The sequence below is a fragment of the Serratia sp. P2ACOL2 genome (genome assembly GCF_003691565.1).
Taxonomy (GTDB): domain Bacteria; phylum Pseudomonadota; class Gammaproteobacteria; order Enterobacterales; family Enterobacteriaceae; genus Serratia; species Serratia liquefaciens.
Map to the genome: position 1 here is coordinate 2,991,984 of NZ_CP033162.1, position 23,328 is coordinate 3,015,311.

The following is a 23,328-nucleotide window of genomic DNA, read 5'->3' on the forward strand; positions in this document are numbered from 1 at the left end:
TCTTTTTATCGTAAGCCTGCTGGCGACGCTTTTTTCGTGGTTATTCGTTTATAGCCTCAATATTCATTAACGCCGTGCCAGAATAAAAAAACCCCGGCATGCGCTGATGCCAGGGTTATCAAAGCCACACTATAGCCGTCCAGGTTTTGCAACCACGGTGACTACTGTTTCGTCTGGATCCAGAATGCGTGGATCAGCCCCGGGAAGTAGCCAAACAAGGTGAGGATAATATTGAGGATAAACGCGCCGCCTATACCTTTATCCAGCAATACGCCCAGCGGTGGCAGGATGATGGTAAATACGATTCTCCAAAAACTCATAATAGCGCCTCATTTTGTTCCATAAGCCACCAACATATTATATCTGCTTAACATTTTCAAATCTCACCCAGCAAATCGGCCTTCAACGTGGCATGAAAAATGCGTATAGCCACAGCAATTGTGTTGATACCTGCCTAAATTGAAGAAACAATTAATAAGCATTGATTATGTGGGGTTAAGCCCTTAAAATTTGTAACTTAACAATACAACTGGGTAAGGTTTCATGTCGTCGCTGTGGGTTGCAACACAATACTTTTATTTGATTGGCTTGGTAGTTTCTATGATTTTCACCTACCTGGTCAGCCGGGATACCATAAAAATTCGTTTTCTCAGTGCCTTAACGATTGGTTTAACCTGGCCCCTGAGCCTACCGGTAGTGTTGATGTTCTCCTTGTTCTGACGCTGCAGAAACCACCCCGTCAAACGCTGACGGGGCGATAGCACCGCCTCTTACATCAAAAATCGTACCCAACCGTCGCCACCACGGAGCGTTCTGCGCCCCAGTAGCAATAGCCGGTCCCATAGCAGGCCGCGACATATTTCCGGCCGGTCAGGTTATTCACATTCAGTTGCACATAGGCACCTTTCAACGACGGATTCACCCTGTCCAAATTCATCCGCACCGAGGCATCCAACAGCGTAACGGAAGGGATCCTCAACGTATTTTCGTTATCGGCCCATTGCTTGCCGATATAACGCGCCCCTGCACCAAGATCCACACCGTATGCAGTGGCATATTTGCCCCACAGTGAAGCCATTTGGTCCGGTGCGAGATACGGTGTGTTGCCGTCGTTGCCATCAATGGCATCTTTGAATTTCACTTTATTGTAGGTATAGCCTGCGATCAGATCGAAGCGTTCGGTGATCTTGCTGCGTGCCTCCAGCTCAACCCCCTGAGAATGCACCTTGCCAGCCGGCAGGTAATAGCTTTGCTGCACCACGCGGTTAGCCACGTCTTTCTGCGTCAGGTCATACAGCGCCACGCTGTATATCGAGGAACTGCCTGGTGGCTGGTACTTCAGGCCCACCTCATACTGCTCGCTGGTGCTGGGTTTCAGCATATGGCCGTTTTGATCGGGCAATGCCTCCGGGGTCACTGCGGTGCTGTAACTGACGTAAGGCGAGAAACCGTTATCGAAGCGGTACAACAGTGAGCCACGGCCGCTGAAATTGTCGTCGGTGCGGGCATCGCTGGTGCCGGTGTTGAGCACCGTATTTTTAGATTCGATACGGTCGAAGCGCCCTGACAGATTCAGATACCAATTCTGTAAGCTGATTTCATCCTGCAGATAAACGCCGGTCTGCTCATAACGACGTCGGGAATCGGTATGTGTCAGGTTGGTTAATGCGTCACCGCCGGACACGCCGGTGTAAGGATTAAGCTGCGAAGCTCCCGCAGACTCATCCCACAGATTATTACGCAGGCGCTGGTAATCCAAACCCAGCATCACCTTATGATCCAGCAGCCCGGTCGCAAAATCGGCTTCCAACTGGTTATCAACGGCGAAGGCATCCAGCGAAGTGGCCGAACCGCTGTAATAGCGATTCAATAGGCTGTGATCGTCATTCCAGCCAATCTGGTACACCTGCTGTAATTCAACATTGGAGTGGGTGTAACTGGCATTCTGGCGGAATGACCAAACGTCGTTAAAGCTGTGCGAGAAAGCGTAGCTGTAAATCTGTTCCCAACGTTTGAACACATTGCGGCTGCTCTCGCCATCAAAGAAGCCACGCCCCAGCTTGTCACCGGAACTGGAATAGAGGCTGCCATCTGCAGGTACCGCACTGTGATAACCGCCTGAGGGATCTTTTTGCAGGTAAGCTTTCAGCAGCAGCGAGGTATTTTCATCCGGCTGCCACAGTAATGACGGTGAAATGGCATAGCGTTCCTCACGTTGATGGTCATACATGGTTTCGCTACTGCGCGTCATCCCGGTCAACCGATAAGCCCACTGTTCCGACAGCGCGCCGGTCACATCGAAAGCGCCACCCTGGGTGTTGTTATTGCCTGCCATCAGGTTAACGTGCCCTTCCGTGGCAAACTGGGGTCGCTTGGAGGTCAAAGCGACCAATCCGCCCGGAATGCTTTGCCCGTACATGACCGATGAAGGCCCTTTGATAACGTCGATGCGTTCCAGGAACCAGGGGTCAACCTGCAAGGCATTATAGGTGCCGCCGTCACTCAATAACCGCAGACCATCAAGGAAGGTGTTATTAACGTCGCCACCGTGAAAACCACGTAACGCAATGGTGTCATAGCGCGTTGCACCACCGGCGAAGTTAGTGAAAACACCAGGTGTATATTTCAGGGCATCGTTAACCGTTTGAGTATTCTGGTCGGTCATTTGTTGGCGCGTCACCACCGAAACGGACTGTGCAGTCAGGATCAAGGGTTTATCGGTTTTGGTCGCCCCCAGGCTGGTCGTAGCTTGATAGCCGTGCGTCGCTGCTTCCGCCGTATCCGCGGGTTTAGCAGTGACAACCAGAGTATCCTCAGCGAAAGACACCAGCGGCAGGAACATCGCAAACGCACACAAAACCCGTGACCGTTTGACAGGAAAAATCATCGGCATACCTGTAATCCCCAGTAAAAAACATTAAATGACACCCAAAAGCCCCCCTGTCAGCAGCGCTGGCTGACAACTTGCTCAGATGTTCAATCGGTGTGGTGAATGTAAACAAAGTGAAATATTAATGATAATTATTATCTTTATCGATAGTAAATTTCAAGCATCAGGCAACTTTTAATAAGCAAACAAAGCGTTCTGTTCAGCCCGCAAGCACATAAACCAGAAAGCGTTTATGCATATGAAAAAAAGACAAAAAAAAGCCAGCTCCAGGCTGGCAAGAAAACGGGATGTCATATGAACCCTGTCAGGCCAGACGAGCGGAGCGCATAAGGAGACAACCCTTCACCTCTCAACTGGCAATCAATAATGATAACGACTATCATTATCCTTTACGAACGAATTTCTATCTACAACTTTCTGCCGTTACGTCTCGATTGGCGTTCAACGAGAACGTTTAATGAACCAGGCATGCAAACGGCCAGCCACCAGCAAAATACCACCAAGCAGAACATTCGCCATTACCCACAGCGTTAATATGTATATAAAAGTCTGGTAGAGTGGAATTCCCCGTGCGGCGGAAAAGGGATTAATGTGCCAAATCCGAATAATAAAGAAGGGGTTTAGGTTAAACCATTGGCAAAATATAGCGACCAACAGCGGCGGCAGAAAAAAATAAAATCCCAGCGTAGCTATCAGCAAGCACAGAGCGAAGCGCTCGTTTTTATACTCTTTCATATCAATGAATTACCATTATAATTCGGCTACAGCAAGCTTGAGCATGACGTTTTGAACAGACCCGATAGACCCCGAATAGTTCCCACTTTAAGGTAAAATAAAGCCTGTCTGGCGTTTAAATTTCATTTAGTTTTTTGGTGTTATAACGCTAGTCAGCTCAGGAGGCTCCAATGATACCGGACGATCGCCCTATCCCGCCAAACCGCAAAAAACTTAAAATCATCTTTGGCTGGTATATATATACCGTTTATGCGTTGCTGATCTTTAATATTTATCTGGCAGTATATAACGGCTGTGTCAGGCACCCGATTGAAGCGCCACTGATCTCAGCGTGCCACAGCCTGTTCATCGCGTTTATGCTTTACCACGTGTTGAAAAAACGCACCTATTTCGCTTGGGTCATGCTGGCTTACTATATCCTGATGCGCTTGTATTACGCCAACCTGCTGCACATCGAGTTTACTCTCTGGAGCCGTGGGCTGGTGTTCATTCTGCTGACGCTGCTGCTGGCGGGCACAGTCTCTGTCGGCCAGCTCGCGACACCGCCGCTGCGCCAAGATTGGCTGGCTAACCTGGGGTGGAGACAATGGGCTACGTTAGCCGTTCTGTCGGGGGTGCTGACGCCGTTAATTACCACCGATTATTTAGGCTGACAGCCGGCATCTAACGGGGGATATGGGGTTCCGAGATATCAACCAGACGGCAGACCTTGGTGTAGTTATTGGATTTTTCACATATTTTATCAGTGACAAATACGCCAAGGTAGCTCAGCACCAGCAAATAACCGGCCATGCATAAAATGAAAATAAGCGTTCTCACCGATAGGACCAACCTGACAACAAAACCCTGACTATCATACCTTGCTTATCCCTGTTTAGACTATTTCAAAGTATTTCATTAATCCGCTGGTCATTTCAGAGGTCGAAATGTTATGTTATTACATACCACAATAAGCCAACACAGATGCATTAATGGAAAGCCAAACCCCGCCGTTACTTACCGTAGAACACCTGACGCTCTCACTGAACGCGGAGGTCAAGGTCCACGATCTGAGCTTCACTTTGCATGCAGGTGAACGTTTATGCCTGCTGGGCGCATCGGGTTCCGGCAAATCACTGACCGCCGCCGCCATTCTGGGCACGCTGCCGGTCGGAGCAACGGTTAGCGGTTCGATTCGACTGCAAGGGCGAGAAGTTAATGGTCTGCGTTTGCAACGGCGCAAAAACACTGAATTGGCAGCCATTTTTCAGGATCCTTTTACCAGCCTCAATCCCCTGACCACCGTGGGCCAGCAATTGACCCTGGCGCTACGCAGCCAAAATCCCCTGACGAAATGCCAGGCCCAGCACTGCGCCGCGGAATTACTGACAGCGTTGGGAATGTCGCCGGACAACGTTATGACGCGTTACCCCAATCAACTGTCCGGGGGCCAATGTCAGCGAATATGTGCAGCACTGGCCTTACTCGGTGAGAAAAGCCTGCTGATCGCAGATGAACCTACCACCGCTCTGGACATGGTCAGCCAGCATCAGCTGATTGATATCCTGAAAAGCTACACCGAACGCCCCAGCGCGCCGGCGTTACTGTTTATTACTCACGATCTGGCCGTTGCCGCCGGTCTGTGTCAACGTGCCATCGTGCTGGTGAACGGGGAAATGGCCGAACAGGGCTCCTTCGGCCGATTGTTACAGCACCCCCAGCATCCATACACCCAACAGCTGGTCGCCAGTGCTCAACGCCCGGCATTTAACCGGCCCTCATCACTGAGCCTAGCAGGGTAACGGCATGAACAATCTGCCCATGAGCGGGGAAATGCCCTTTATCAGCCTGCAGCAGGTCTGCCGACAATTTTCATCGGGAGCCGGTGGGCTACAACCTACCGATCTGAACCTGTACTCTGCACAACGCGTTGGATTAGTGGGCTGCTCCGGGGCCGGGAAATCAACGCTGCTTAAGCTGTTGCTGGCGCTCGAAACGGCGGACGCCGGTCATATCATGTGTCAGGGCGAGGAAATTCGCCCCGCCCCGGTTCATAGATTGCGCTGGTACCGACGGTTAGTGCAGTACGTACCTCAGGACGCCCATGCTTCGCTGAACCCTCGCCACAGGGTAGCGGAACTAATTACCGCTCCCTTGCGCCAACTTGGTCCACGTCAGGATTGGGGTATCGCGGCCGAACGGGCTTTGCGACAGGTCGAATTGGATGAAAGCCTGCTGTATGTGCGCGCCGGGCAACTTTCCGGCGGGCAGGCGCAACGGGTAGCCCTGGCGCGTGCTATTGCGCTGAAACCCCGTTTTTTACTGGCCGATGAACCGGTCAGCGGCCTGGATTTGCCGCTGCGTCAGCAGATCATCGCCCTGCTCGACCAGATTGCCCGTCAGCAAAATATGGGCATGTTGCTTGTTTCCCACGATATTTCACTGGTTGCCGCCTTATGTCAGCGCACGCTGGTGATGGCGTCTGGCGTCATTGTGGAAGACCGCCCCACCCATGAACTGCTTCACGCCCCGAGGCATTCCGCTACCCGCCGTTTGATCGACGCCATTCCGCTGTTGCCGTCCTTTTTCCAGCACTAAAATTTTGAGGAGTTTGCATGTTCAACCCGCGCTTTATTGGCCCAACCGGCTGCCTGCTCGCCGGCAGTTTGCTGCTCGTCGGCTGCTTTGACCCTGTTGACCCCAAAGAAAACACCGGCGACGAACGGCGCATCCGACTGGCGATGCTTCAGCCCCCACGCTCCGGGCTCACCCCATTGAGCGATGACGCGTTTAAACTTTCGCGCTGGAGCACCGCCGAAACGCTGGTGGTGCTGAACGCCGACGGCGAGGCTGAACCGGCGCTGGCAATCGAATGGCAACAGCTGGATCAACACCGCTGGCGCTTCGTACTACGATCGGGGGTCAATTTCCATGATGGTAGCGCGATGACCCCGGACAGCGTGGTGCGTTCGCTTTCAGCGGCGATGAACGCCGCCCCCAAACCGCGCATTCTTGACGGCGTCGAATTGGCTATCGTCCCAGAAGGTGATCATGCTGTCGTGATCACAACCGCCGTGCCCGATCCGCTCCTCCCGCAGCGGTTGTCCAGCCCGCAATTGGCGATCCTCGCGGAACGGGCCTATGACGCCAACGGGGTGGTTAATCCCTTGCAGGCCGGAACCGGCGCCTTTGTGCTAACAGAGATCAACGGCACCAGTAGCGCACGTTTAAACCGCTTCGACGGCTATTGGGGCGAGAAAGCGGCCGCCCCAGGAATCGACGTCAACTTTGTCCCGGATAGCGCCGCCCGCGCTGCCGCCCTGCGCACCGGCAGCGCCGATTTGGTAGAGGCGCTGCCAGTCTCGCAGTTACCGTTAATTGCGGCTGAATTGATCCACGAAGTACCCATGCCGCGCACCAATACGCTGTATCTGAACACCCGGGTCGGTGCTTTCCGCGATCCGGCCATGCGCGCCGCCGCCGCCGCGGCGATCCAGCGTCGCCCGTTGGTGGACAACGTTTACGAAGGCCGCGCCGATATTGCCTCCGGGCTGCTGGGGCCCGCGCTGCCTTGGGCCGCACCATTGCGCCAGCCGCAACCGACTCTGCCGACAACCACGGTTGAAGGCAAAACCATCACCCTGGCCACTTTCAGCGATCGTGCCGAGCTACCCGAAGTGGCGGTGTATCTGGCGCAGCAACTCACCGCCGCCGGTTTTGTGGTAAAGCAAGAAGTGCGGGAATATGCGCACATTGAAGCCGACGCGCTGGCGGGTAAATTCGACGCCTTTATCTTGTCGCGAGCCACGGTGCTGGACTCTGGCGATCCTCTGGCCTACATGTACAGTGACTTCGCCTGCCGGGGTTCCTTCAATATTGCTCAACTGTGCGATCCGCAGGTGGACGAAGCATTGACTCAGGCCGCAGCCATTCCTGCCGGGCCACAACGACGCCAGGCTATCATTGCGGCAGAAAGCCGCATTCTGGCAACCCATGCGGCGATACCCTTGCTGCATGAACGCGTGATCCAGGGGGAAGCTGCCGTAATGAGGAGCGCAGAGCGCGATCCGCGTGAACGCTTGTTGGTGACGCCTCGCAGCTTCATCGCCCCAGAGCAACCTTGATGGAAAAAGCGCAACGACTATTGCCACTCGCCTCACGCCTGTTCTCGCTGCTGGGGATGATCGTATTGATTGGCCTAATGCCTTGGCTGTCCGGGCGCGATCCTGCGCTCAGCTTGCTGCGGGCGCGTTCGGGTGAACAAGAGGCTACCCCGGAAGCCCTGAATGCCATTCGTCAGCAATATGGCCTGGACGACGGGCCCTTGCTGCTGCTTGGCCGCTGGTTTCACGGCGTGCTGCAGGGTGATGCTGGCAACTCGTGGATTTCCGGTCGCCCGGTGCTGGAAGGCATGTTGCAGGCCACAGGGGTTTCTCTGACGCTGATGGGCTACGCGCTGGCAGTCGCAGTAGTGGTGGCGATACTGCTGGCGTTGCCAACCCTGTGGCGCGGCCTGCATGGCGAGAACTACCGTCCCGCAGGCGTGTTGGCGGTATCCCTGACCTCACTGCCCGAATTTTTGCTGGCGGCGCTGCTGTTGATCGTTGGCGCCGTCTGGCTGCAGTGGTTTCCTCCCTACGGCTGGCAAAGCCTGCAACATGCCATTCTGCCGGCACTAGCCCTGGGCTTACCGGCCGGCGGTCTGCTGGCGCTGTTGCTCAATGACGGCCTGGCCGCAACCTTCTCCGAACGCTGGTTGCTGACCTGGAACCTTGCCGGCATCGCCCGGCGGCATTGCCTGTTGGCCGTTCTGCGCCGCACGCTGCCTGCACTGCTGCCGCAGATCGGTTTAGTGCTGATTGGACTGACCGGCGGCGCGATCGCCGTCGAGAAAGTGTTCGCCATACCGGGACTTGGCCGGGCAACATTGGGGGCCGCCATCGCTCAGGATCTGCCCGCCTTGCAATGCGGGATTCTGATCCTGTTGCTGCTGGCCTTCGGCACCGGTTTCCTGATGCAGGGAGTCCATTACCTGTTGCTGGGCCGAATAGCCGCCGCATTACCCAATTCAACGCCGCCACAGCACAGCAGCCGGGCGAGTTATATTTTTGCCGCCGTCGCGGCGCTGTTGCTGTGTCTGTTAGTGCTGAGCGGGATCATCCGCGATCCCTTTTCGTCACTGCATATCCGTCTGCAGCCACCCAGCCTGGATCTGCCCTTTGGCGCAGACGCCACCGGCCGGGACATTCTGGCACGTGTCGCCTACGGTGCACTGAATACCAGCCTGTTGGCGCTGGCAGTCAGCTTCGCTTCGCTGTTCCTGGGGATAGCGTTCGGGTTGATGCCTCGCCTGATGTGCGGGGTTATTGAGTTGGCCAACGCCACACCACCGATAGTCGCAGGGCTGTTGGTCACCGCTGTCACCGGGCCTTCCCCCTTCGGTGCTGCCTGCGCGGTAATGCTGGTCAGTTGGGCGCCGCTGTCCGCTCATTGCGCTTCGCTGTTGGCTGAAGCCCGCACTCAGCCCTATATCCGCATGTTGCCAGTGTTGGGGATCGGCCGCTGGCGTACCCTGACGCACTACCTTTTGCCGGCGCTGTGGGTTCCCCTGCTGCGCCACGCCATGCTGCGCCTGCCGGGTATTGCGCTGGCGCTGGCGGCACTGGGTTTTCTTGGCCTGGGGCCACAGCCACCCAGCGCGGAATGGGGGCTGGTACTGGCCGAGGGCATGCCCTATATCGAACGGGCGCCGTGGGGCGTTTTGGCGCCAGCGGTAGCTCTGGTGCTGTTGGCCGTGCTGGCTGTCACGCTGGCAAATACCGCCGGCAATCGCCGACGCTGACGGCGCATCCTGATCCGGTTTGTAGTAACATTATTTTTATCTCTACCAGCCGGGAGTCCCCCATGCACCATCTGATGTTAGACATAGAAACGCTGGACATAAAACCGAGCGCGGTGATCCTGGTGGTGGCCGCCGTGTTTTTCGATCCCCAAACCGGCCAGCTCGGTGCCGAATTTGAAAATGCCGTCAGCAGCCAAAAAGATCAGCCAGGCCGAACCATCAGCCTGGATACCGTCGCCTGGTGGGCCAAGCAGTCGGACGAAGCGCGCAAGCTGGCGTTCGGCGGCACGGAGAGCCTCAAGCGCACGCTGACCAACCTGAGTCGCTTTATCCATATGAACAGCACTGACCAGGTTAAAGTCTGGGGCAATGGCAAGGAGTTCGACTGCACTATCCTCGAGCATGCCTTTCAGCAACTGGACATGCCCTGCCCGTGGAAGTTTTGGGACACACAGGACGTGCGTACGGTGATCACTCTGGCCGAATTGCTGGGCTTTAATCCGAAAAAAGAACGGGCATTCGAAGGCACACCGCATCGTGCGCTGGACGACGCCAAACATCAGGCCCGCTACGTGGCGGATACCATCTCCGCACTTTACTATCGCAAAGCCGCGTCGCTATGATTCCAGTAAGTTAGGCATGCCGAAGGTCGGCCGACGTTTTGCCCCTTTCCATTTATCGCCAGAGTCTCTACTCTAGCCCTCTTTGTCACTCGGATGTGCTGTTTTTGTTATGCAAAAATTTCTGTTTCTGCTCCTTAGCCTGGTGCTGCTCGGCCCGCTGGGTATCGATCTTTATCTGCCAACTATCCCGGCCATCGCTCTTGGCCTTAACAGCAGTGAAGCGCTGATCCAGTCCACCATTTCACTGTTCATTTTGGTGCTGGGTCTTGGGCAGATTATTGCCGGGCCACTGGTGGACAACTACGGCCGCAAACCCGTGGCGCTGGCCGGTATCATCATCTACATGATTGGTGCCGCCATGGCCGCGCTGGCCACCACCCCGACAGTGTTCGTCGCTTCACGTTTGCTGCAGGGCGTAGCGGTCTGCTGTACCGCCGTTGTGGCATTTAGCGGCGTGCGCGATCGGATGAACGGCGACGACGCGGCTCGCGCCTTCGGCTTCCTCAACGGCACACTTAACATTATTCCCGCACTGGCTCCGCTGCTGGGTGGGTTACTGGCGGAAGCCTTAGGCTGGCGCGCGCCTTTCTGGTTCCTGGTATGTTATGCCCTGGCCGTGCTGGTGTTGATCGCTCTGCGCCTGCCGGAAACCCGCCCGGCAGATACGGTGCGTGTTAAAGGTTTACCGGTACGCCAATATGCTCGCATCCTCAAAGATCGCCGTTTTCTGTCCTTCGCCGTGGTCAACTCCGGCGCGATGGGTATGGCATTGACCTACGTCTCGCTGGCACCAAACGTGCTGATGGGCACCGCCGGCCTGACGCCATTGCAATTCTCTCTGGTGTTTGGTGCCAACGGTTTTTGGATCATGCTGGTGAGTTTCTTTGCCAACCGCATCATTCACAAGGTGGGACGCCCGGTGTGTCTGGCAACCGGGGGAATTCTGATGGGTATCGGGTGTGTAGGCCTGCTGCTCGGGGTTACCTGGCTTTCCGGCTCGGCGCAAACTCACTGGCTGGCCTATATGCTGCCCGTCGCCAGCGCCTGCGCGGGCTTAGCCTTCGTGATGGGCCCGGCGACCAGTTATGCGCTTGAGCCCTACTCCAACGAGGCCGGTGTCGCTTCTGCGCTGGTAGGTTTTGTGCAGATGGCCGGCGGCGCAGGCCTGGGTCTGTTGGCGATGGCGCTGCCGTTGCAGCCCAAGCTGTCGCTGGCGCTGGTGATGCTGGTAGGTTGCCTGCTGGCGCTGCACGCACGGCAGCGCAGCAAGCAAATCAAGGTGCAACTGAAGAAAATTGCCTGAGGCTCAGGCCTCGGTAACGATAGGCACTCTGGCGGCCAACGCCGTCAGCAATTCATAGCCCAGCGTGCCTGCCGCGGCAGCGACATCGTCAACCGGCAGGCGCCGCCCCCACAACTCCACTTCAGCACCAATATCGGCATGCGGGCAAGGCGTCAGATCGACCGCCAGCATGTCCATCGACACCGTACCCAGCGTTCGCGTCAGCACGCCATCCACCCAGACCGGCGTGCCCGTTTGCGCATGGCGCGGGTAGCCGTCTGCATAGCCGCAGGCTACCACCCCGATGCGTTGTGCACCTTCGGCGCGATAACGCCAGCCATAGCCAACATGATCGTTCTGTTTTAGCGTTTGAACACCAATAATTTCGCTGCTCAAGGTCATCGTAGGCTGCAGCCCGCTGTCGGCAATATCCTGCGATTGGCCGCTCGGCGAAGCGCCATAGAGAACTATGCCCGGCCGCACCCAACTGCAATGGGTTTCCGGATGCCACAAGGTGGCGGCAGAGTTGGCCAGACAGCGCGGCGCAGTAATGCCCGCCGCCGCTGTCTTAATGGTCGCCATCTGCGCTTCGACGCCCTGTGGACCGTCGGCGGTGGCGAAATGGCTCATTAGCGTCAGGCTGGCAATATTGCTTATCTGCTGAGCTTTCAGCCAAACGGCGTGCAACCGCTCTGGGGCAAATCCCAGACGGTTCATGCCGCTGTTCACTTTCAGGTAAACATCCAGCGGTGCCGATAGTTTGGCTTCGGCTATCGCCGCCAGTTGCCAATCGCTGTGCACCGAGGTCGTTAAACGGTAGCGATCCAACAGGGCTAAATCCTGCGCTTTGAAAAAACCTTCCAACAGCAAGATCGGTCCTTGCCAACCTGACTCGCGCAGCATAATCGCTTCGGCGAGATCCAACAGGGCAAAACCATCCGTTTGCGCCATGCTACGCCAAACATGTTTAATGCCATGACCATAAGCATTGGCCTTGACCACTGACCAGACTTTGGCACTTGGAGCACAGCGACGGACCACTTGCAGGTTATTTTCAAAGGCGCCAAGGTGCAGCGTGGCGGTAATCGGGCGAGGCATGGGAACTCCTACGGACCTGCGAATGCGGTCACGGACCTACGCCCGCGACCGCAACATTGTCTAATTAAGGTTTTTAACGCGCGTGATGCACATCATTCAAGGGCGCAGTGTAAGCGCTGCGAAATCCGGCGCTGTAGCGCGCTACCGCCAGGTCATCTGACGGAATAGCCGGCGTGATGCCGGAAATCAGATCGGAAAGCAGCTGGCCAGAACCACAGGCCATTGTCCAACCCAGCGTGCCATGCCCGGTATTCAGGAACAGGTTTTTCAGCGAAGTCTTGCCGACAATCGGCGTGCCGTCCGGCGTCATCGGACGTAAACCGGTCCAGAAAGTTGCCTCCTCCACCCGCCCACCGTTAGGGTAAAGATCGCGTACCACCATCTCTAGCGTCTCGCGGCGTTTTTGTTCGAGCTGGGTATTAAAACCGACAATTTCCGCCATGCCACCGACGCGAATACGCTGGTCGAAACGGGTGATGGCGATTTTGTAAGTTTCATCCAAAACGGTCGAGAATGGTGCCGCGGCCTCATCCGTAATGGGAATGGTCAGTGAGTAGCCTTTCAACGGATACACAGGGATCGAGACCAGATCGCGCAGCAGCGCGGTGGAATACGAACCAAAGGCCACCACGTAGCTGTCGGCCTTGAAGATCTCCCCACCACATTGCACGCCGCTGATTTTATCCCCTTCCACCAGCAGGCGATCGACGCTGCGGTTATACAGGAAAGTCACGCCCGCTTGCTGGGCCAGCTTGGCCAACTGCTGGGTGAAGAGTTGGCAATCGCCGGTTTCATCATTTGGCAGTTGCAGACCGCCGGTCAGCTTATGCGCCACCTGCGCCAGCGCAGGTTCGACGGTGGCCAGTTGACTGGCTTCCAACAGTTTGTAAGGCACGCCGGCGTCTTCCAGCACCGCGATGTCCTTGGAGGCGCTTTCAAACTGTTGCTGAGTGCGAAACAGCTGCAGCGTGCCTCCCTGACGGCCTTCGTACTGAATGCCGGTTTCCTGGCGCAACGCTTTGATGCAATCGCGGCTGTATTCCGCCAATCGCACCATGCGACCTTTGTTGGTCATGTAGTGTTCGGTGTTGCAGTTTTTCAGCATCTGCCACATCCAGCTCAGTTGGAAACGGCTGCCGTCCAAACGAACCGCCAGCGGCGCATGGCGCTGGAACATCCATTTGATCGCCTTCAACGGTACGCCAGGCGCAGCCCACGGCGCCGCATAGCCCGGCGAGATTTGCCCGGCGTTTGCCGCGCTGGTTTCCATGGCCGGACCAGGCTGACGATCGATTACCGTCACCTCATGCCCCGCCTTCGCCAAATACCAGGCACTGGCAACGCCCACCACCCCACTACCTAAAATTACCACTCGCATCGCTGACTCCAGCTCAAGGCTTCACAAAGCATAATCTTCTGCTCACAGGAAATTAACTCAGTGGAAAAATCCGTCCAACATCTTCATCATCAAACGTGACAACATTCACAATTAATTTATCGTTCATGGCCGGTTCTTTTGCAATAGCTACCTATAAATAGCGATAAGATGTTGTCAAAGGCAGATTAATGAGCGAAACGGCCCCTATTATGCAGTCATTGACAGCATTGAGAGCATCAAGAAAAGCTACGACACGCAACAAGGTTTTAACAGAACATAAAAATGAAACAGGCCCACAGAAACAGAATAAAAAACCACTAAAAAGCCATTTCATCGAGATAACATTTCATACATATCCGCAGCCGCTTCAGCAGAAAAAACTCGCCGTAAAATGCCCCTGTCGTCTCCTGAAGCGGGAAGGCGACGTCAGATCGTTGAATTTTTAAGCTTTATATCATTATTACCTCTGCCCAGATTGAGCTACGATTGATCTAGGGTCTGCCGTTCGAGCAAGGTCCGTAATAACGAGGGTGCGCTGATGACTACTTCAACACATGAAAAGGTCAAGGAAGATAAACGTCTGAGCGATGGACCGGACTGGACGTTCGAGCTGCTGCAGGTGTATCTGGAGCACATCGATCGCGTAGCCAAACATTACAAGCTCGATACCTACCCGCATCAGATCGAGGTGATTACCTCAGAACAGATGATGGACGCCTATTCGAGCGTCGGCATGCCGATTAACTATACCCATTGGTCATTCGGTAAAAAATTCATTGAGACCGAGCAGCGCTACAAACATGGGCAGCAGGGGCTGGCCTATGAAATCGTCATCAACTCCAACCCTTGCATCGCCTACCTGATGGAAGAAAATACCATCACCATGCAAGCGCTGGTCATGGCGCACGCCTGCTACGGCCACAACTCGTTTTTCAAAAATAATTACCTGTTCCGCAGTTGGACCGACGCCAGTTCGATCGTCGATTATCTGTTGTTCGCCCGCCACTACATCAGTCAGTGCGAAGAACGCTACGGCGTTGAAGAAGTGGAGAAGCTGCTCGATTCCTGCCACGCGCTGATGAACTACGGCGTGGACCGCTATAAACGCCCGCAGAAGATCTCCCTGGTCGAAGAAAAAGCCCGCCAGAAGAGCCGCGAAGAGTACCTGCAAAGTCAGGTCAATACGCTGTGGAAGACCCTGCCGCGGGTAGAACGCGAAGAGGCGCCTGAACAAGCGCGTCGCTATCCAAGCGAGCCGCAGGAGAACATCCTCTACTTTATGGAGAAAAATGCGCCGCTACTGGAACCCTGGCAGCGTGAGGTGCTGCGCATCGTGCGCAAAGTGAGCCAGTATTTTTATCCGCAAAAACAAACGCAGGTGATGAACGAAGGCTGGGCGACATTCTGGCACTACACCATCCTCAACCATCTTTACGATGAAGGCCGGGTGACCGAACGCTTTATGCTGGAGTTTTTGCACAGCCACACCAACGTGGTGTACCAGCCGCCTTACAATAGTCCTTATTACAACGGGATTAACCCTTACGCGTTGGGCTTTGCCATGTTCCAGGACATCAAGCGCATCTGTCAGTCGCCGACCGAAGAAGATCGCTACTGGTTCCCGGACATTGCCGGTAAAGACTGGCTGGAAACGCTGCACTTCGCCATGCGTGATTTTAAGGACGAAAGTTTTATCAGCCAGTTCCTGTCCCCGAAAATCATGCGTGACTTCCGGCTGTTCACCGTGCTCGATGACGACCGCAATAACTACCTGGAGATTGCGGCGATCCATAATGAGGCGGGCTATCGGGCGATCCGTCAGGAGCTGTCGGCGCAATATAACCTGAGCGACCACGAGCCGAACATTCAGATCTGGAATGTGGATTTGCGCGGCGATCGCTCATTGACGTTGCGTTATATTCCACAAGACCGGGCGCCGCTGGACAAAAGCCGGCGTGAGGTGATGAAACACCTGCATCGCCTGTGGGGCTTCGACATTATTCTGGAACAGCTCAACGAGGATGGCAGCGTCGAGCTGCTGGAACGTTGTCCGCCGCGGCCTACACCTCTTTGATTGAGTCACGACCCAGGCCATTTCGCACACGCGGTATGGCCTAATTTCTTGTCCTTACACTATCTCAGTGATTGCTATTTATTATCCATCGCGTAGTCAAGTTGACTTTCCAGGATGGGGAAAAATCTGAAAGCACGGGTGGAAAGTGTTTTTCCTTTACAAACTCAACATGCCCTTGCACTATCCATCCGGCTTCGTTACAAGCAGCATGGCGTTGTGATAATTTATAAATCCAGTGGTTAGCAAGGTGACACGATGGAAAACGTAGTAAAAGAAACGGTTAAAAACTATAGACGTGATATTGATGGCTTACGCGCCGTAGCTATATTGTTAGTAGTTCTTTACCATTCTGGTGTTACTTTTTTGAGTGGTGGTTTTATCGGAGTCGACGTTTTTTTTGTCATATCCGGTTTTCTGATCGGTGGAATTATTTACACAGAACTTAATAATAAAACTTTTTCCTATAGCCGATTTTATACACGCCGTATAAAAAGAATCGCACCAGCATTATTAGTTATGCTTGTTTTTTGTTCAGCTTTTGCATTTTTTTACTTATCACCTCTTGAACTTAAAGATTTCAATCTCTTTGCTGGCTCAACCATTTTATCAGTTCCCAACATCATGCTTTGGCATAAGACCAACTATTTTTCACCTAATGCAGAGCTAAACCCTTTACTCATGACGTGGTCTTTGGGTGTCGAAGAGCAATTTTACATTTTCCTTCCCTTAGTTCTATCAATAATTATAAAACTCAACAAGAAAGTAGTCGCTTCGGTCTCAATAATTTCACTAATATCATTTATATCCTGTGTTATTTTAACCAAAACTGCCCCTCTATTTTCATTTTTTATGTTACCGACACGAGCCTGGGAACTTGGTGTGGGAGTTATTTTATCAATAATGCATAAAGAGGGTAGATTCAATAGTCTATCCTTGAGAAAAAAGGAATTTTTCTTCATTATAGGATTGGGCTTGATATTATTTTCAGGGGTCAATTTCGATAAACACACAAATTTCCCTGGTTATGCTGCCATCCTCCCAGTATTAGGATCTTCATTGATTATTATTGGTAACGCTCGTGTCAGTTCAGTATTATTAGGCAATCGCCTCATGGTATTCATTGGCCTGGTTTCTTACTCGTGGTACTTATGGCACTGGCCTTTGCTCTCTTTCTCTCGTCTGGCTATTGATAACCAGTTATCCGTAAGTGACGGATTGATAATTTCCGCGATCGCTTTACTCATCGCCTATGTTTCTTACCTATTTGTGGAAACACCATTTAGGAAAGGTTTCAAGTTTACAAATAAAAAAATTATTGTTGGTTATTCGATCATATCACTACTAATGATGCTCCCCATTGGGGTTAGCTATTTATTGCAAGGCATTCCTCAAAGAGTAAGCCCAGTTGTTGCGCAAGCTGAGATGGATAAGCTGGAGCAGGTTGCCGATCGCTGCTTGGTCGGTTACGGCTCGACCACTTACTCAAAAGACATATCCTGCGTCCCAAACAGTCTGCAGGATGGCGTTGCTTTAGTAGGTGACAGCCACGCTGCAGCACTAAAAGGGGGGGTCGAACAATATGCGAAGAAATCTAATATGGTTGTTTATCAATTAACGAAAGCTTCATGCCCTATGTTAATAGGCTCAACAAGAATGATGAACAACTATCCTTCTCATGCATCAGAATGCGAATCTTATAATAAGAAGGTGTTGGGTCTTATTACTGACAACGAAAAAATTAAGACGGTGGTAATTTCCGCATTCTGGAGTTCAGGAATTGATGATAGCGATGGCGGGTATGTAGTGAATAACTCAAATCAAAATGGTCTGAGCGCACTGTCGCTAGGGCTAAGGAACGCTATCCAAAAAATGACTGATGCCGGTAAAAAAGTCATTTTAGTTCAAGATGTGCCATTTCTTCAATTCAACGTTGTCAGAGCTATTGATAATCAGCAAATTCCTTTACGCAGGGTTATTAATGCGCTGATACAGCCTACCCCAATGGATATCGAATCTACGAAAAATTATAGTTTTCCGCCAGAAAAAGTTAATGCTTTGCTAACATCGATCGCTAATGATCACAAGATTGAAATATTTAACCCGGCACAGAATTTATGTAGCCCTGCAGGATGTAAATTTAAAAGTAACAACCGACCATTTTATTATGATAATCAGCACTTGACTCATTTAGGCAGTTCGTATGCTTTAGAGGGTTTATAAGTGCTAGGTTTATCATATAGTTGACTAATTCAGCTTACAGTTAGTTGGTATGTTTGAGCCTTTAGCACCAGATAAATCATCGCGCGCTAAAGGTTCAAACGAACTTAACCTCTCACTAATAAGTGACACTTTTAAAATCTCTATTGCATACCCACAACCAAAGCTATGCTTACAACCCTTAGCTCTATCATTCTTGATTGCAGAAATACTTATAAAAAATGAGGATGGTGAGACAACGTCAAAACAAAGGGGCGCCACTGGCGCCCCTTTTGCGTAATGCGAGAGGTGAAACTAACGGCGGGCTTCGGTCAGATCGCTCGGCATGGTGCCTTGCATGCTCTGCCAGATGGCCCCGCTGTCTTTACCGTAGTTACGCACGCAATCCATCACCTGATCGTACGACTTTTCATGGCACAGCGTCGACAGCTTGCTGTAGAAAGTCAGCGCCAGCTTGCGGGACTCCGGATTTGAGAAGTAGTAACGACCGACACGGGTGTACAGGCCTTTGAGGCCGTTGAAGATCAGACCGTAAATCGGGTTGCCGGAAGCGAATGCGAGACCGCGGAAAATTTCGTAGTCCAACAGGTTGAAAGCGTCCGCCTGATCTTCCACTTGAGTCGCTTTCGCCAAGACTTCCTGAGCAGCCTCAGGATGATTCCGCACCGCTGCGCGAATAAAGATTGCGGCAATATTGGTACGAACCGACAGCAAGTTGTCGATCAACTGTGGAACACTTTTGTGATCGAGGCGTGCCACCGTCTCAAGAATATTGAGGCCGGATGTTTCCCAGAAATTATTTACTTTGGTCGGTTTGCCATGCTGAATGGTCAGCCAGCCATCACGGGCCAGGCGTTGTAAAACTTCGCGTAACGTGGTGCGCGTAACACCAATCAATTCTGAAAGCTCACGCTCCGCGGGCAAAATAGAGCCAGGAGGGAAGCGATTATTCCAGATACTCTCGATAATGTATTCTTCCGCGAAACCGGCAGGACTCTGCGCCTTTATGACCATGTGTTTGACGTTCCGTAGCAACGATAATCAGTAATAGTAGTCGGCTGATCATACCAGATCGCCTTGGCATGACATAGCGTGAGCGAAAAACATTAAACGAAAGTGTGCATAAAGTGGCAAAAAACGTGCAAAAACACCGCGTCAGAGAAATTTCACGTCGTAAAGCAAGCCCGTATTGCTTCTGCCCCTGCGGCATTGTTAGGGTAATATGTGACAACTTATTTTCAGGACGTGTAACGCATAATGGAAACGACTTTACGCAGTGCCCTGGTGAAAAACTTCCTCGGGCAATCACCTGACTGGTACAAACTGACCATCCTCATCTTCTTGTTGGTCAATCCGCTGGTTTTCTTCCTGGTCGATCCCTTCATCGCGGGTTGGCTACTGGTCATCGAATTTATCTTCACGCTGGCGATGGCGCTGAAGTGCTATCCCCTGCTGCCGGGCGGCCTGCTGGCCATTGAGGCGGTGTTGATCGGCATGACCAGCCCCGATCGGGTGGGCGAAGAAATTGCCCATAATCTGGAAGTCCTGCTGTTGCTGATCTTTATGGTGGCCGGCATCTACTTTATGAAGCAGCTACTGCTGTTCGTCTTCACCAAGCTACTGCTCAATATTCGCTCTAAAATACTGCTGTCTTTAGCCTTCTGTTTTGCGGCGGCATTTTTGTCCGCCTTCCTCGATGCGCTGACGGTGGTTGCGGTAGTCATCAGCGTCGCAACCGGTTTTTATTCGATTTACCACAACGTGGTGTCGAACCCTTCCGGCGGCGCTGCCGACGTCAACGACGACAGCAACCTGGTAAGCGACGATAACAAACAGACGCTGGAGCAGTTCCGCGCCTTTTTGCGCAGTCTGCTGATGCATGCTGGTGTCGGTACAGCCTTGGGCGGCGTGATGACCATGGTGGGCGAACCGCAGAACCTGATTATCGCCAAAAGCGCCGACTGGGGCTTTGTCGACTTCTTCCTGCGCATGGCGCCCGTCACTTTACCGGTATTGATCTGTGGTCTGCTGGTCTGCCTGCTGCTTGAGCGCTTTGGCGTCTTCGGCTACGGAGCAAAACTCCCGGAGCGCGTGCGCGAAGTGCTGACAGAGTTTGACCGCCAGGCGACTGCCGGGCGCAGTAAGCAAGAGCAGGTCAAATTAGTGGTTCAGGCACTTATCGGCGTTTGGCTGATTGTCGCCCTGGCCTTCCATCTGGCGGAGGTTGGCCTGATTGGCCTGTCGGTGATTATCCTCGCCACTTCCCTGTGTGGCGTAACCGATGAGCACGCCATCGGCAAAGCCTTCCAGGAGGCCTTGCCCTTCACCGCCCTGCTGACGGTATTTTTCACCGTGGTGGCGGTGATCATTGAGCAACACCTGTTTACCCCGGTGATTCAATTCGTTTTGCAGGCGGAACCCTCTTCCCAACTTTCGCTGTTTTATCTGTTCAATGGCTTGCTGTCTTCAGTATCTGACAATGTGTTCGTCGGTACGGTTTACATTAATGAAGCGCGCGCCGCATTTGAAAATGGCGCCATTTCCCTGAAGCAGTTTGAAATGTTAGCGGTCGCCATTAATACCGGGACCAATTTGCCGTCGGTCGCCACGCCGAATGGCCAGGCCGCCTTCCTGTTCTTGCTGACCTCCGCACTGGCCCCCCTGGTACGTTTATCCTATGGGCGAATGGTATGGATGGCATTGCCTTACACTGTGGTATTAACCCTGGTTGGTCTGTTGTGCGTACAATTTACCCTGGCGCCCGTGACCGACCTGCTGACCCAGTGGCATTGGCTGACGCTGCCGTCGCTCGAAGCCGCTGCACACTAACCCTGTAAACCCACTCCGCTGTCAGCGACTATTTTTGTGCTGAATCCGGCTCAGGTGGCTGGCAGCGGGGTTGAATTGGTTTACACTGCCAGTTCAATTGCTTACTGCATGGAAGAATAAATATATGTTGCAATTCTTTAACCGCTGCTCACAGGGGCGCGGTGCTTGGCTGTTGATGGCCCTGACTGCGCTGGCGCTGGAATTAGTCGCACTCTACTTTCAGCACGTAATGCTGCTGCAACCCTGTGTCATGTGCATTTACGAACGTTGCGCGCTGTTTGGCATTCTCGGTGCCTCGCTGCTGGGTGCCATCGCGCCGAAAACGCCGCTGCGTTATGCCGCTATTCTGCTGTGGATTTACAGTGCCTGGGAAGGCCTGCAGCTGGCATGGAAACACACCATGATCCAACTACACCCTTCGCCGTTTAATACCTGCGATTTCTTCGTCAGCTTCCCGTCCTGGCTGCCGCTGGACAAATGGCTGCCTGCGGTGTTCCACGCATCAGGCGACTGTTCGGTACGCCAATGGGAATTTTTGACGCTGGAAATGCCGCAGTGGCTGGTTGGCATCTTTGCAGCTTATTTGTTGATTGCTATCGTTGTGCTGCTGGCACAATTTGTCCGCCCACGCCGCCGCGATCTGTTTGGCCGCTGAGCATGACAGCATGAAAAACGGCGCCTCAGGGCGCCGTTTTTCATCGAGTGACTGATGACCTTCAGAGGTAATGCGAGATTAGGTATGTGTAAGGTAATAAACGAGCACTATTAGTGCTCCAGCTATGGCAAACAGGCGTATCATTTTCATTATTTTACTCTCGAAACTTAGCGTGAGAGCGCTCAAACTACCTAACATCAGGTTTAAAAAGAAGCATCTGGGCAGGATTTGACGCGTAATTTACATAACATTAAGTTAGAAGAGTAAAATGTCTTATCTACGAAAGCCTCGCTTCACTTTTTCGGTCTTACCTCACAAAAATACTGGCGCAACGATTTTCCTCGCCACTCACTTCATACAAAAAAATTCATCATAGCGATGCATTATTGCATCAATATTTTGATGAAGTTTTATCAGAGAATCCCTATAATATCCGCAAGTTAATATTTAACGATTTCCCTGGTGTTGTTGTGTGTCTTGCCCCTCATCTTTGCAGGGGCTTTTTTCCTTATCTCGCCCAGCTCGGTTTGTTCAAGATAGGCAAGGCTTTGAGATTGAAGCGATAGGAAGCTAGGCCGAACTAGGGAAGAAACAAAGCATTACCGCAAGGTGAGCCACTACATTGCACGTAGTTGGATCGTTTTGCGGTAATTTTTTGCCCCATGCATGCCCCACCAATCTAACGCATCCCCATCCGTACCTTGATCCACTCCTGCATCCATTACTCCATTACCATCCCCGGAGTGACACCATGGCTGCTCCTCTATTCCCAAATTCGATTACCGGGGTCCATCCCGGACACTCAATCATTACCCCCAGGACGAAATTAACTCTGCATCATCCGGATAAGCTGTAATCAAACTACGCACTCTGGCAATGGCACCATTAACGGCATTCAGTCCAGTGGTCGCATTTAAGTACGTCGGCCCGATAAAAATGTACGCTGACTGGGTACTGATATCTGCTAAGGTACCGGTAGATGACGTCCCCGTTTGTGCAACAAGTCCGTTTTGGTAGCCAAACACTTTCCCATTTGCTGGATCGAACAAGCCAGCAGAGGGTACAAAATCAGCATACGGTACCTGCGTTGCCGCAACGTAGCTTCCGGCGACTACGGGTATCTTGTTCGTGCACGTGTACTTCCAGGGGTTAGATGTGCCACCAACTGTTTGACGGGTTTCACCAAATGCCAGCGTGCTCGATGCTGTGCCAAAACCTACAGCAATACCCGCGTTATCACTCAGCGCGTTGTCTCTCAACAGAGTGCTTAATAGGAATAGGTCATTACTCCGGTTCTGTAGTTTAATAACAGATTCAGACTGCAAAAACCGACCGCCATTTGATAGCACTACATTAACAGCCGTCCGTGTCCCTGATGTATCCAAAGTCATAGGGTGAGATTCACCGGCAACAGTGACAGCAACAAAATCTGGGCTATTTGCCAGCCCGTACAGTTTAGTGACATTACCTGAGCCGTCTTGTTTAACGCCCCAGTCTGGAGCGCAATATGCGCCAGTTCTATTCCACATGCCATTATTTACTAAACGCTGTATTTCAGTTAACAGTGAAGCCTCACGCGGCACCGTCCCTCCATCAGCAACAACTCGCGCTTTATGTGCATTGAATAATGCTTCTGGATCAAGATATGCCGAGGATAAATCAATCAGTTGACGGCGACCGTTGTAGGGCTTATTTGTGTTTAATACTACAGCCATGATATTAACTC

General features: G+C 52.8%; 20 protein-coding genes. 13 read left to right on the forward strand and 7 right to left on the reverse strand.

The features are described 5' to 3' along the window. Positions 1–161 precede the first annotated feature (161 nt). Positions 162–320, reverse strand: coding sequence for a YqaE/Pmp3 family membrane protein (locus EBA31_RS14485; RefSeq protein WP_020827220.1), 159 nt, complete (start codon positions 318–320; stop codon positions 162–164). Between the two features lie 223 nt (positions 321–543). Here EBA31_RS14485 and EBA31_RS14490 point away from each other — a divergent pair, with 223 nt between their 5' ends. Next, a complete protein-coding gene (locus tag EBA31_RS14490) occupies positions 544–720 on the forward strand; it encodes a GhoT/OrtT family toxin (protein WP_020827221.1) in 177 nt (58 codons plus the stop codon). Positions 721–775: 55 nt separating this feature from the next. Here the strand turns inward: EBA31_RS14490 and EBA31_RS14495 are convergent, their stop codons facing one another. Continuing rightward, a complete protein-coding gene (locus tag EBA31_RS14495; protein ID WP_122079533.1) occupies positions 776–2,893 on the reverse strand; it encodes a TonB-dependent siderophore receptor in 2,118 nt (705 codons plus the stop codon). Positions 2,894–3,331: 438 nt separating this feature from the next. Then, positions 3,332–3,625: a hypothetical protein gene (locus tag EBA31_RS14500; RefSeq protein WP_122079534.1), complete on the reverse strand. Its 294-nt coding sequence runs from the start codon at positions 3,623–3,625 to the stop codon at positions 3,332–3,334. 170 nt (positions 3,626–3,795) lie between these two features. Between EBA31_RS14500 and EBA31_RS14505 the strand changes: the two genes are divergently transcribed. From EBA31_RS14505 to EBA31_RS14535, 7 genes are all read left to right on the forward strand, one after another. After that, positions 3,796–4,278, forward strand: coding sequence for a hypothetical protein (locus EBA31_RS14505; protein ID WP_122079535.1), 483 nt, complete (start codon positions 3,796–3,798; stop codon positions 4,276–4,278). Positions 4,279–4,596: 318 nt separating this feature from the next. Continuing rightward, positions 4,597–5,406, forward strand: a complete 810-nt coding sequence (locus EBA31_RS14510; protein ID WP_122079536.1) for an ABC transporter ATP-binding protein — start codon at positions 4,597–4,599, stop codon at positions 5,404–5,406. 4 nt (positions 5,407–5,410) lie between these two features. Beyond that, positions 5,411–6,202: an ABC transporter ATP-binding protein gene (locus EBA31_RS14515; RefSeq protein ID WP_122079537.1), complete on the forward strand. Its 792-nt coding sequence runs from the start codon at positions 5,411–5,413 to the stop codon at positions 6,200–6,202. Positions 6,203–6,219: 17 nt separating this feature from the next. After that, positions 6,220–7,728, forward strand: a complete 1,509-nt coding sequence (locus EBA31_RS14520; RefSeq protein WP_122079538.1) for an ABC transporter substrate-binding protein — start codon at positions 6,220–6,222, stop codon at positions 7,726–7,728. Beyond that, positions 7,728–9,446, forward strand: coding sequence for an ABC transporter permease subunit (locus tag EBA31_RS14525; protein WP_122079539.1), 1,719 nt, complete (start codon positions 7,728–7,730; stop codon positions 9,444–9,446). The genes EBA31_RS14520 and EBA31_RS14525 overlap by 1 nt, the downstream gene beginning before the upstream one ends. Before the next feature lie 62 nt (positions 9,447–9,508). Further along, entirely contained in the window at positions 9,509–10,069 is a 561-nt protein-coding gene (locus tag EBA31_RS14530; protein WP_046373357.1) for a 3'-5' exonuclease, read from the forward strand. 109 nt (positions 10,070–10,178) lie between these two features. Further along, the gene (locus EBA31_RS14535) at positions 10,179–11,372 is read left to right on the forward strand and encodes a multidrug effflux MFS transporter (protein WP_122079540.1); all 1,194 of its coding nucleotides are present in this window, start codon (positions 10,179–10,181) and stop codon (positions 11,370–11,372) included. 3 nt (positions 11,373–11,375) lie between these two features. On the opposite strand, the gene dadX is transcribed toward EBA31_RS14535, so the two are convergent. Both dadX and EBA31_RS14545 read right to left on the reverse strand, forming a co-directional pair. After that, positions 11,376–12,449, reverse strand: coding sequence for a catabolic alanine racemase DadX (dadX, locus tag EBA31_RS14540; RefSeq protein ID WP_122079541.1), 1,074 nt, complete (start codon positions 12,447–12,449; stop codon positions 11,376–11,378). 73 nt (positions 12,450–12,522) lie between these two features. Then, entirely contained in the window at positions 12,523–13,827 is a 1,305-nt protein-coding gene (locus EBA31_RS14545) for a D-amino acid dehydrogenase (protein ID WP_046373355.1), read from the reverse strand. Between the two features lie 188 nt (positions 13,828–14,015). On the opposite strand from EBA31_RS14545, the gene EBA31_RS26805 reads away from it, so the two are divergent. From EBA31_RS26805 to EBA31_RS14555, 3 genes are all read left to right on the forward strand, one after another. Next, entirely contained in the window at positions 14,016–14,273 is a 258-nt protein-coding gene (locus tag EBA31_RS26805; RefSeq protein ID WP_162302893.1) for a hypothetical protein, read from the forward strand. 92 nt (positions 14,274–14,365) lie between these two features. Further along, complete coding sequence (locus EBA31_RS14550) at positions 14,366–15,901, forward strand: SpoVR family protein (protein ID WP_020827233.1); 1,536 nt, start codon at positions 14,366–14,368, stop codon at positions 15,899–15,901. Between the two features lie 255 nt (positions 15,902–16,156). Then, positions 16,157–18,121, forward strand: coding sequence for an acyltransferase family protein (locus tag EBA31_RS14555; RefSeq protein ID WP_122079542.1), 1,965 nt, complete (start codon positions 16,157–16,159; stop codon positions 18,119–18,121). A gap of 291 nt (positions 18,122–18,412) precedes the next feature. On the opposite strand, the gene fadR is transcribed toward EBA31_RS14555, so the two are convergent. Further along, on the reverse strand, positions 18,413–19,132 hold the full coding sequence (gene fadR, locus EBA31_RS14560; RefSeq protein WP_020827234.1) for a fatty acid metabolism transcriptional regulator FadR: 720 nt from the start codon (positions 19,130–19,132) through the stop codon (positions 18,413–18,415). 243 nt (positions 19,133–19,375) lie between these two features. Here fadR and nhaB point away from each other — a divergent pair, with 243 nt between their 5' ends. Continuing rightward, positions 19,376–20,947 (forward strand): sodium/proton antiporter NhaB, encoded by a 1,572-nt coding sequence (gene nhaB, locus EBA31_RS14565; protein ID WP_122079543.1) that lies wholly within the window; start codon positions 19,376–19,378, stop codon positions 20,945–20,947. Positions 20,948–21,071: 124 nt separating this feature from the next. Next, entirely contained in the window at positions 21,072–21,602 is a 531-nt protein-coding gene (gene dsbB / locus EBA31_RS14570) for a disulfide bond formation protein DsbB (protein ID WP_020827236.1), read from the forward strand. A gap of 809 nt (positions 21,603–22,411) precedes the next feature. Here dsbB and EBA31_RS14575 read toward each other — a convergent pair. Continuing rightward, positions 22,412–23,317 carry a hypothetical protein gene (locus EBA31_RS14575; protein ID WP_122079544.1) on the reverse strand — a complete coding sequence of 302 codons (906 nt, stop codon included), beginning with the start codon at positions 23,315–23,317 and terminating at the stop codon, positions 22,412–22,414. Between the last annotated feature and the right edge of the window lie 11 nt (positions 23,318–23,328).